At 48.5% G+C, this 11414-nt stretch carries 9 protein-coding genes; 2 read left to right on the top strand and 7 right to left on the bottom strand.

Going from position 1 to position 11414, the window contains the following annotated elements; genetic code table 11:
- Positions 1-2 precede the first annotated feature (2 nt).
- From DWY93_RS08725 to DWY93_RS08705, 5 genes are all read right to left on the bottom strand, one after another.
- Positions 3-1613 carry a hypothetical protein gene (locus DWY93_RS08725; protein ID WP_147324198.1) on the bottom strand — a complete coding sequence of 537 codons (1611 nt, stop codon included), beginning with the start codon at positions 1611-1613 and terminating at the stop codon, positions 3-5.
- Between the two features lie 6 nt (positions 1614-1619).
- Positions 1620-2612, bottom strand: coding sequence for a Wadjet anti-phage system protein JetD domain-containing protein (locus DWY93_RS08720; RefSeq protein WP_117470063.1), 993 nt, complete (start codon positions 2610-2612; stop codon positions 1620-1622).
- Positions 2613-2803: 191 nt separating this feature from the next.
- A complete protein-coding gene (locus DWY93_RS08715; RefSeq protein ID WP_117472245.1) occupies positions 2804-4240 on the bottom strand; it encodes an amidohydrolase in 1437 nt (478 codons plus the stop codon).
- A 106-nt stretch (positions 4241-4346) separates the two neighbouring features.
- Positions 4347-5021, bottom strand: a complete 675-nt coding sequence (locus DWY93_RS08710; RefSeq protein WP_117470065.1) for a hypothetical protein — start codon at positions 5019-5021, stop codon at positions 4347-4349.
- 13 nt (positions 5022-5034) lie between these two features.
- Positions 5035-5748, bottom strand: coding sequence for a DUF5058 family protein (locus tag DWY93_RS08705; protein ID WP_015552637.1), 714 nt, complete (start codon positions 5746-5748; stop codon positions 5035-5037).
- Between the two features lie 277 nt (positions 5749-6025).
- Between DWY93_RS08705 and DWY93_RS08700 the strand changes: the two genes are divergently transcribed.
- Positions 6026-7015, top strand: coding sequence for a LysR family transcriptional regulator (locus DWY93_RS08700; RefSeq protein ID WP_117470066.1), 990 nt, complete (start codon positions 6026-6028; stop codon positions 7013-7015).
- 367 nt (positions 7016-7382) lie between these two features.
- Here DWY93_RS08700 and DWY93_RS08695 read toward each other — a convergent pair whose 3' ends face one another.
- Entirely contained in the window at positions 7383-9119 is a 1737-nt protein-coding gene (locus tag DWY93_RS08695) for a phospho-sugar mutase (RefSeq protein WP_117470067.1), read from the bottom strand.
- Between the two features lie 581 nt (positions 9120-9700).
- Between DWY93_RS08695 and DWY93_RS08690 the strand changes: the two genes are divergently transcribed.
- A complete protein-coding gene (locus DWY93_RS08690) occupies positions 9701-11023 on the top strand; it encodes an acetyl-CoA hydrolase/transferase C-terminal domain-containing protein (RefSeq protein ID WP_117470068.1) in 1323 nt (440 codons plus the stop codon).
- A gap of 10 nt (positions 11024-11033) precedes the next feature.
- Here DWY93_RS08690 and DWY93_RS08685 read toward each other — a convergent pair whose 3' ends face one another.
- Positions 11034-11297 carry a pyridoxal-phosphate dependent enzyme gene (locus DWY93_RS08685; RefSeq protein ID WP_117470069.1) on the bottom strand — a complete coding sequence of 88 codons (264 nt, stop codon included), beginning with the start codon at positions 11295-11297 and terminating at the stop codon, positions 11034-11036.
- Positions 11298-11414: the final 117 nt, after the last annotated feature.

The following is an 11414-nucleotide window of genomic DNA, read 5'->3' as shown; positions in this document are numbered from 1 at the left end:
TCTTATCTCTCCTCATAGCAAAAGCCCACGTTAGAACATTTGAAATTTCTCCGGTTCCCGGCTTCGTCCATCACGTTTTTAAAATGTACATGTTTCCCGTCTTCCATTGGGAATATATGGATCTTCCCGATTTTCCGGTATCTCCGGTCTTCCAGAATAGCCAGAAGCATCTCATTCAGTACAAAGCCCTCTGAGGCATCCATGAGATAGTCTGTCTGTTCTTTCTGAATCGTCCCGATATCGATCGTTCCGGCTGTCAGGAACTCGATGATGACTTCCCTGAATATTTCCGCAGTTGGAAGCAGCCGTTCCCGTTCTTCCTCTTTACAGCTGATATTTAATGTTTCCAGTGTCGTTTCCTTATGGATTACCAGCTGTTCCAGGATCACATTGACGCAGCCCTCATATTTTTTCATCCGTTCCTGCCTGCGCTGCTCCTTTTCCCGGTTGTATTTTTCCTCATCAAAATCCAGTTCCATAGACTCATCTTCCACATCTGATTTCTTTAGCTTTTTCTGATATTCCATCATTTTTTCAGGGTTGAAAATCTTATTTATCCGGCTGCTAAACAGGGGCGCAAATATTTTATCCGCGTTTTTCAGAAGTGACGCATCCTTCAAAATCTTGTCATAGACATCGCTCCGGAACGGAAACCGCTGCACCAATGTCATATTGGAATAATTTTCCAACTCCTCATCGTACAGTTTCTTCAGGTCAAAGTGCTGTCCCAGAATTCGCTGATGCTCGTCCAGCGTCTGCGTCAGATACCGTCCGATCGTTCTGAGATTTCCCAGATTCGCTTTTTCTTTTTCCGTGAACTCTTCCGCATTCATCTGCTTTTCTTCGAATCCTTCAATTTTTTCTTCAATAAAATCGCGGTGGAGCCGGAACTTTTCCCTGGTCTCCACCACGGTGCTGATATTGTCCTCCACTAATTTTCCATACTCTTCCACGGAATAGGATAAAGCGTTTCTCCGGACGGCTAAAATTGCCTCCTCGATCTTCTGGCTCTGTTTGCGCAGCTGACCGAAAATATTTTTGATGTCATCAACAGCGCGATTGTAATCCGCCTTTTCCATATGAAGCTTAAAAAGCATCTCATGGACGGAAAGTTTTAAGTTGTTTTCCATCTCCATCGTGGCGAGGATCATGTTATAGCCCTCGTCTGTCAGATAGTAGGAGGTTCTCCTGACGCCATTCTCCAGATATACGACCTTATTATCAATATAGCGGATATTGATGTCCTGATAGGTCCGTTTTTCATAATCAAAGGCCTTAAAATACATGGAAGAACCGCTGTTCCCAAGGATATCTTCCACCATAAACCTTGCAAATTCCTGACTTTTCTCAAAGTTTAATTTCCGCCCGTAATATCCGTAGCTGATGTCCTCCACAAATGACGCGATCTCGTCCATCGTACAGTTTTCTTCCCGCAGGGAATACTCCATAATGAAAAGGAGCAATGTAAACAGCATATTCATCTGCTCATCCCGTGTCTCGATCCCATATTCTTTCCAGAGCTTTTTATCAAAGCTGTTGCTGCAAAGCACCGAATATCGGCCGACGCACTTCATTCTCTGATCAAAATTTTTCAAAAAATCTTTATCGATCATCATTTATCACCAATCATGTTCATTTAAAATTTCCTGTGGAATGTATTTTCCCATATCAAGCAGCTCCCGGATCTGATGCCTCCGCTCCGCATCAAATGCCGACAAAAAGCTGGTTCCGATGTTGGCGTTCTGCTTTTCCTTCATATCCGGTAGTATGGAAAACCCAAGCTGCCATGCCTTATCTAACATCTTTTCATACGCCTCTTTAAAAATATGGATTCCGCTCTCCCGGTACTGCTTCTGCCCGATCAAATGTTCAAAAATCAGAATGCCCTCAAAATCAAGATCACCGAAATAAAACAATGCATTCTTTCCCAGGAAGTATCGTTCCGCACCATTGACATAATCATCAAAGGTCTTCCAGATTCCTTTTCCGGCTCCGTAGATCACTGTACCGAACTCCCTTCCCATGATCCTGTCATTTCCGGAATTCATATATCTCCGAATATCAAAAAAGGTGTCCTTATTTTCTATGATCAGAATATTCTGCGGTGTCTGCTTGGAACAGGAATAATAAGAAAGCGGCTCTGATGTTTCATAAAAAGCCAGCGTTTCCGGAGTGATCGCAACTCTCTTACAAAGCTCAAGACCGCCCTCTCTCTGGAAATACTTCTCCCTGTGGAAAATCTCAAAACTGCGCTCATTCATTGTTTCCTGAACCAACAAAAGCTCCGAATGATCCTTTAGATAATCGCTCAAAAGCTGCAGCTTCTCCCTGTCCCTCTCGTAGCATTCCGGATGTTCTCGGTAATAGAACGTATTGATCCTGGGATGATACCGATATTTCAGTTCCTCATAAAGCTCCGTATAATCCGCTTCTTTTTCGTATTCCCAAAAGCATAGCGGCAGTGCCGGCTTCCTCCCGTTATTCTTTGCACTTTTCATCGGAACAAGCTCTCCGTTCTCGATCCGCCGCATGACAACTTCATAAAACTTTGAATAATCTGCCTCCGAAAACTCTGCTGACAGCTCCTGTAAGTAGACCTTGTGTTTCTTCATCTCCCTGACTCCGCTCCTTTTTCCGCGCTCGCTTTATATGTATCTTAGCATCAGGAGCCGGAAATGCCAAGGTGATTTCGCGATTCTCTCTGATTCAGAAAGAATATTTCCTGTTACACAAAAAGAACCAGAAAGAGTCATTCTCCCTCTGGTTCTTATCTTCATTCATGTTATGTTCCGGAATCAGAAATTTAATCTTCCAGTCTCGGTCCAACCTCTTTCGGGATCGGGCAATCGTACTCGCCGTTTGTCTCCGCCATCCACTCGTCATGAGCTTTTTTCAGGATCTCCGGGCTTTCCATGGTCTTTAATGCTGCTAACGCCATCGCCTCGCCGGCATTTAACATCGCCTTATGGGCGATCCCGGTATTTCCGTGAGCAGTCATCTGCCATGTATGTGCTGCAGTCCCAAGAGTTGCAGTCGCAGTCGTACACATCGCAGTCGGGATCACATAGCTTGCATCACCGACGTCTGTAGATCCGGCCTGGACCTTACCGTTCCAGACAAGCGGTGCGATTCCGGTATGAAGCGGATGCGCCTCGATCTCCTCGATATGATTTGCGCCAAACATTCTGCGCATATTGGCGCGCTTTGCCTCCATCTCATCCGGTGTCGCGGTCTCATGGAAGAATTTTGATGCCAGGGCAAAGTCCGCCTCGTCGTATTTCGGGGCACCGATCTCCTCCATGGACTCGTGGAGAACTTCTGAGAGGACATGGCTCGGGATATAGTCGGAAAGTCCGGCGTAAAGCTCGTATGTCATCTCGGTTCCCGTCATCTTTGCAGCGCCTTCTGCCACATCAACGACACGCTTGTAGATTTCCTTCACCTGCCATGACTTTGGTGCGCGGATAAAATAGTGGACTCTGCTGTGTCCCTGGACAACGTTCGGGGCGATTCCCCCCACATCGCGGTACGCGTAGTGGACTCTTGCGTCGGAGATAATGTGCTCCCGCAGGTAGTTGACGCCGACGCTCATGAGCTCCGCAGCGTCCAGTGCGGAACGTCCAAGTTCCGGAGCTGCCGCCGCGTGGGAGGTCACACCCTTGAAGTTGAAGAACACGCTGACATTCGCCAGTGTAGACTCGGACCAGATCGCATTCTTATCGCCCGGATGCCATGTAAAAGCAGCATCCACACCGTCAAATACACCTTCTCGTGCCATGATTGCCTTTCCGTCTCCCTTTTCCTCACTCGGGCATCCAAAAAGGATCACAGTTCCCGCTTCCGGGTGTTCCTCGATATAAGCTTTTACAGCAAGTGCTGCCGCCATGGCACCCGCACCGAGGAGGTTATGTCCGCATCCATGTCCATCCGGGTTGTCCCCTGCGGCTTTCTTTCGCATCGTACAGCCGCCTTCCTGGGACAGCTCCGGCAGGGCGTCATACTCGGCGAGGAAACCGATCACCGGCTTTCCGCTTCCGTATACAGCCTTGAACGCCGTCGGCATGCCGCCGACCCCCATCTCCACCTGGAATCCCTCTTTTTTCAGGACTTCCTCGTAGAGCTTCGCGGTCTTGAATTCATGGAATCCGACCTCTGCGTAGTCGAAAATTTTGTCGCTGACATCGACGATCAGAGCTTTTTTATCTGCAACTGCTTTTAAGACAAATTCTTTTTTATCCATATTATTTGTCCGAATTTCCGGATCTTCCTTTCCTAAATTTATCAGGAAATTGCGCCTGTGCCGCACGTTTTCATATTTTCCGCCGACCAGGACGCTTATTTTCCCTTTACTCGCTGATTTTTCCCTTTTTATAAAGTGCCAGAGAGTAGATCACCGACAAAATGATCACTCCGACCATAATATAGCTCTGGTTTGAGGAGAACACCTTGCGGCCGATCACTAAGATCGCGATGATCGGAAGTGCGATCGGAACGATGGCCTGCTTCGGGGCCTTTAAGATGAACGGGAACAACAGGGCACCCATAAGTGCCGGAACCATGTTCTGGAATGCCGGCTGTAAGAACGCGTTGTTGTAGATCGGCTCAAAGAGCGGGGCTAAGAACAGCATTCCCAGGAATACAATGGCTGTTGTCACGAATGTGGATGCCGCAACAGCGATGATCGCAACGACATCGGCGCGGTCGCTTCCGGCTGTGTATCCTGCAACCTCCATAGCGTTGACCGCCGCCGGAACTTTCATATTGCTGACATTACCGGTAACGCAGGACATATAGAGCGCGCCGCTTCCGATGATCGGCATGAAGGACAGGTTCTCACAGATACCGCTGATGCTGAATGTCAGGAGAAGCGGGATCGCATTTTTCAGAATTTCCGGAATATTCATGGAAATTCCATTTACTGCAGCAAGTCCGAAAGGAACCGCCATGAAGCTGATCAGGGCACAGACGACGGTGATTCTTCCAAGTCTGTGGATCTTATTATAAAAGCTGTTATCTTTCATATCGTTTTTCCTCCTAAATAAGCAGATTCGCTACACATGCACCGAGCATTCCAACGATCATGCTGAGCGGGAACGCGAACTCTTTCAGCTTCTTGTGGTTCGCCGCAAACTTGTTTACGAAGATCGATGTGATACCGGCAACCAGGATCGCTGCAACCGCCGGGATATTCGCGATATTTGTGAAATGCGGAGCTGCCATGGTTCCATAGAGACCGAGGAACATTGCTGTCGTGATGATCGGAACGAGCTTCGCGTTGCTGTTCTTGATGGACTCGACTTTCTTATCGTACGCCTTTAAGAAGAAAACGTTGAAAATATTTCCGCCAAGAATTCCAATTGTTACAACAAACAAAATAAACACAAAAGTATCAGCCGGGATGTCCGGGACGGTGATGGATTCCAGGCCCAGCGCCTCTGCCGCCATATTCGCGACCATGGTCTCATATGCTGCGGAACCTACAACGCTTAAGCGGAGCCACGGGAAATAACGGCCCAGGGACGGAACCAGGAGCAGGTAACTCACGATGATCGGGAGTGACGGGATAATAGAGAAGATCGCGCTGCTTCGTGCGGCTTCCTTCATTTCCTGGTCTGTCATGTTCAGTTCTTTTCCGCGTTTGAATGCCACGATCATAAAGATCACCGGCTGGAGAAGAACGATCAGGATGGTGATTCCACAGAGAATTGCCATCGTCGTACTGTTTGCCAACTGCAGATGCGTACTCATAGTGATTCCTCCTTATGTATAGCCCGGAATGCAATAGTTACAGATCACTCGCCAGTTTCTATATCTGTTTGGTTTGACATATCCGGTTGATTGGTATACACTTGATTATACTATTTCTACAGAGTTTTACAAATTTCCCGTTTTCATCACGTTATAACTAAAACGTTATAAGTCAGTATTTATCCGGGCTGTGATATATCCGTGATATTATAGATCATGTTCCCGGATTACATCCACAGGGCGGCTGGCTTTTATTTCAGAAAGGAGACTATCCCCTATGAATCTTCAGAACATGGAATACCTCATCGAGATCTCAAACTGCGGTTCCATCTCCGCCGCCGCGAAACGCCTCTTCGTGACCCAGCCCTATCTCAGCAAGGTCCTCAGGGAGACAGAAAAAGAATACGGGCTCACAATCTTTACCCGCGGAAAAAACGGAATTATCCCGACGGAATCCGGGCGTCTCTTTCTCGACATGAGCCGGGACCTCATCGAGCACGCGAAACATTTTAAGACCACCTTTAAGGAACACTCGGAAGCTTACCGCCTGCGGGTCTCCTCCAGCAGCTGTTCCCACGCCAGCGATGCCTTTATCCGCATGGTGAACTCTCTTGCGGACACGCCGTTCCGTTTTTTCTACCGGGAAATGACCGTAAATGAAGTCATCGAGGATGTCTACACGAACCGCGCCGACATCGGATTTATCATATATCCGGCCCATAAAGCAGACAAGATCCAGGAGCTTCTCACCTTCCGCCATCTGGAAGCGCGCCCGCTGTTCCAGTCCCCGACACAGTTTTTCTGCCGGGTCGGACATCCGATTCTAAAGGAACTGGATAACCTGACACCGGAAAAGCTGTATCAGTACAACTTCGTCCTCTACCCAAGTGAGAGCACAAAGACCCGGGCCGCCGAGAGCGTTTACAATGACGAAACGTTGCAGCTCATCCACTGGAACAGGATCTCCCAGGTCATCTATGTCAACAGCCGCGCCCTGCTCCACAACGTGATCCAGCGCTCCGACTATCTCGGAATCGGAATGATCCCGATGCGGGAGCAGGTGGAAAACTATAATATCGTCTCATTCCCGCTCCCGGACTGGATGCGGCCGGAAGCCGACCGGTATGGCGATTTTATCAGCGCCTATATCTTCCAGAAAGGTATCCAGCTGCCGAAGGCAGCCAGGGCGTATATCACGTTTCTGGAACAGTTTTACGGTCCGGATTCAGGGTATGAGGAAGAATGTTCGAAGAACAAAAGCTTGTAGAATTGTTTCGTTGAAATCTGCAGGATTGCCGTTACTGCACACGGGTAGGAATTTTCTGAACTGAAAATTCCGTACAGTACAGTGGTGGTAGTGGATTTTGCCGATTTGGAATGCGAAGCATCGGCAAAATCAGTTACTGTTTGCGCAAGGCGTGAACAGTAACTGATCGCCCTTTAGGCGAGTTTCTAAAAAATACCCGGAAGCTAAAAAGCTCTCAGAGAAACTGCTTTTGATCCGCAGTCTCTCCGGGAGCTTTTCTATGTCCGCCCGGACGGCTGTTTTCACACAGCCAGTCCAGACAAGGATTCATTTCATATCTTTCACAGCGTTCTGATATCTGCTGCCTTTATCCCCACATCCGGGAATCTCACATCATCTTATCCACCATGCCCATCAGCTCATCACCGACGGCTTTGGACTTCGCCTCAGCATCATCAAGGGAGGTTCCCTTAACGCCATAGTAGAATTTGATCTTCGGCTCGGTTCCGGACGGACGGATGCAGAGCCATGCGCCGTCATTCATATCGTAATAGAGAACGTTGGACTCCGGAAGGCCTGTCTCCTTTACTTCTCCGGTCGCGATATCTGTGATCGTGTTCTTCTTATAGTCACGGGCAGAAGTCACCTCGTAGCCGCCAAGTGTCTTCGGCGGATTCTTGCGGAAGTTCTCCATAATTTCCTGGATCTTTGCGAGTCCCTCAATGCCCTTTAAGCCGATGGATTTTACGGTATCCTTATAGTAACCGTACTTCTCGTACATGGCAACCATAGCATCCCATAAGGTCATTCCTTTTTCCTTATAGTAAGCGGCAGCCTCACAGAGGGCGGCAGTTGCGGAGATCGCGTCCTTATCACGGGCATATGTACCGATCAGACAGCCGTAGCTCTCCTCCATGCCGAACATATAGGTTCCCTTGCCGGTTGTCTCTTCTTTTAAGATCTGCTGACCGATATATTTGAATCCTGTCAGGACCTCGACGAGCTTGCAGCCGTAATGTTTCGCGACGGCATCAACCAGATTTGTGGTAACGATGGATTTTACGACTTCTCCGTCGGCCGGGATCGTTCCTGCTGCCTGTTTCTGGCTCAGTACATAATCACATAACAGAGAGCCGGACATATTTCCGGTCAGCGGGATATATTCGCCGGACTTTGTATCTTTTACATAAACACCGAGACGGTCTGCATCCGGATCCGTTGCAAGAACAAGGTCCGCGTTCTTCTCTTTTGCAAGCTTTAATCCGAGTTCAAATGCCTCAGCAGCTTCCGGGTTCGGGTAGCTTACGGTCGGGAAATCGCCGTTCGGGAGTTCCTGCTCCGGAACCACATAGACATTCTCAAAACCGATCTCCTTCATCACGCGGCGAGCCGGGATATTTCCGGTTCCGTGGAGTGGAGTATAAATGATCGTGATGTCCTTCTGCATGCGGTTGATCGCTTCCTGGTTAACGACCTGTGCTTTTACCTGGGCGATATATTTGTCATCGATCTCTTTTCCGATGACCTGGAATTTTCCGCTCTTTAAAGCTTCTTCTTCCGTTGTTGTCTTTACTGTAGAAAGATCCTCAATGGCGAGAACTTCAGCTGTCACACCTTTGTCATGCGGCGGTGTGAACTGTGCGCCGTCCTCCCAGTATACTTTATATCCGTTATATTCCGGCGGGTTATGGCTTGCGGTGATGTTGATACCGGCGATGCAGCCTAACTCGCGGACTGCGAAGGACAGCTCCGGTGTCGGGCGCAGGGATTCAAATTTATACGCCTTAATGCCGTTTGCGGCAAGTGTCATTGCCGCCTCCATGGCAAATTCCGGGGACATATGGCGGGAATCGAAAGCGATCGCAACACCTTTGTCGGCTCCGCCCTGTTTGATAATATAGTTCGCAAGTCCCTGGGTCGCGCGGCGGACTGTATAGATATTCATACGGTTGATTCCGGCACCGATGATCCCGCGGAGTCCCGCAGTGCCAAATTCCAGATCCATATAGAAACGTTCCTTGATTTCGTTTTCATCGTTCGCAATTGCCCGAAGCTCTTCTTTCGTCTTATCGTCAAAGTACGGATTGGCAAGCCATTCCTGGTAGATCTTCATGTAATCCTTCATGTTTTGACTCCCCTCATGCATTATTTTCCGGGGCGGAAAATATAATTCCAGCCGCCTGTAAGATAGGTTCATTATATTACATTTCTAATGAAAAATAAAGTTATTTCCTCTCGAACACCCATTTAGTTCCCTCACATGTATATTGACAATTTTGACTAAATAGAATATGATGTAATCAGCTAAGGAATGTGAAAAGATCCCATGCGACAAAACGAAAACCCCAGAGGCCGTCATCCTCTGGGGTTTTCTCGCTCTTCACGGTGAGCTATTCCGTTCAGGCTGCTGCTGCCTAATTATCCCTGTCCAGCCATTTGCATATGTAGCAGCTAACTACACCTGCTAAAACAGAGACAAGAAATGTGAAAAGAATATCTTCCATACGACCCACCTCCTTTCTGCTGGAGGTTCGGCAGCAATTTCAGTATAACATATACTAATTTCTGATACAATCTATATCGATTCCATATCTCAACTCCTGATAATCTTCTTGTTTTAAACCCAAAAACCTTCTATAATGAGCATGTGTGGTGCAATCGAAAAATTTTCGCGTAAAAAAAAATTTATATTGAGTGAGGATTCATATGGAAAATTACAAGAGCAAGATCGTAACTGCGGAAGCTGCCGTTGCGGCAGCCGTAAAAGATGGCGACTGGGTCGATTATGGATTCGGCGGCGGGTTCCCGGAACTTCTTGATAGGGCACTTGCTGCAAGAAAAGGGCATTTAAAGGACGTTAAGATCCGCGGCGGTCTCGTGATCCGTCCGCGCATCGAGGTCGTTGAGGCTGACCCGGAACAGGAAAGCTTCTCCTACTACAGCTGGCATATCGGTGACTACGAACGGAAACTCCAGACCCGCGGTCTCGTAAAATTCATGCCTGTGGTACTCCGCCTTCTCCCGACGCTCTACCGCCAGCGCTATATCCGGACAGATGTTGCCTTCGTCCCGGTATCTGCTCCGGATGAGAACGGCTACTGTGGTCTCGGCATCTCAAACTTCGCATGGAGAACCATGTTTGAGAGTGCAGGAACTGTGATCTTTGAGATCAATGAACATTATCCGAAGCTTCAGGGTGTGGACGGTTCCCACCGTGTCCATCTCTCCGAGGCGGATTATATTGTGGAGGGCGCTCATGAGCCGCTTCCGGTAAGAACCTACAAAGCTCCGTCTGAGACAGATATCCAGATTGCGAAGCTCGTCGTAAACGAGATTCCGGACGGCGCTGTCCTTTCTCTCGGTGTCGGCGGCGTTCCGTTCACCGTTGCAAACATGTTGGCAGAGTCTGACCTAAAAGACCTTGGCTGTCATACCGGAACCATCAGTGACGCTTACTTAAACCTCTGGAAAGCCGGAAAGCTCACAAATGCGAAGAAAGAATTTGACACCGGTCTCTCCACCTGGAATCTCGCGATGGGCTCCCAGGAGTTCTATGACTGGATCGCGGAGAATCCGAAACTTTTCCACCCGGCTGATCTCGATTATGTCCATGATCCGCAGCGCATCGGAACCATGAAGAATGTCATCAGCATCAATGGCGGCGTGCAGCTTGACCTGATGGGTCAGGAGAATGCTGAGTCCGCGGGAACCCGCCAGCTCTCCGGCATCGGTGGACAAATGGATTTCCTTGAGGGCGCTTACCGTTCCGTTGGAGGAAAGGGATACATCTGCATCAACTCTGCGAGAAAAACAAAGGACGGAACCTTAAAGTCCAACATCGTCCCGTTCATTCCGGGCGGCTCCACTGTCTCCGCACCGCGTACCATGATCCAGAGTGTTGCGACCGAGTACGGCATCGCGAACCTCTCCGGAAAAACCTTAAGAGAGCGCGCTGAGTCCATGATCGCGATTGCGCACCCGGATTTCAGGGATGAGCTGGAGCAGTATGCGAAAGAGGCGTTCCACTGAGAAATAGTTTCTAATGATCCGACTTTAATCCCTGTTTTACCGCCTCCGCAAACGGTGCGCAGTGCTCACTCTGGATCGCAATGACCTTCGGCATCTTTTCGATCACGCCGCTGGCGAGGAGATGTTCCAGTCCAAACACAACTCCTAAGAACAGGGTTCCGTTGCCCAGCGGCACAAAGATATGCTCCCGGACCTCCATTTTTACATATATGCCGGTAGCTCTTGGCTTCGCAAGAAAATAATTTGCTGTTATCTGGGACAACAAGTTAATCATATGGGTAACTCTGAACCTCCCGCTCAGACCATGGGCTGGTATTTATTTATAAAACAATTAAGGAGACGGCAATCAGTCGTCTCCTTTCGTTATTTAGAATCATATTTTCTGCTTATC

The organism is Clostridium sp. AF28-12, assembly GCF_003435225.1.
GTDB lineage: Bacteria > Bacillota > Clostridia > Lachnospirales > Lachnospiraceae > Pilosibacter > Pilosibacter fragilis.
The sequence above is the reverse complement of the archived record's forward strand: the minus strand, read 5'-3'. Positions and strand labels throughout refer to the sequence as shown.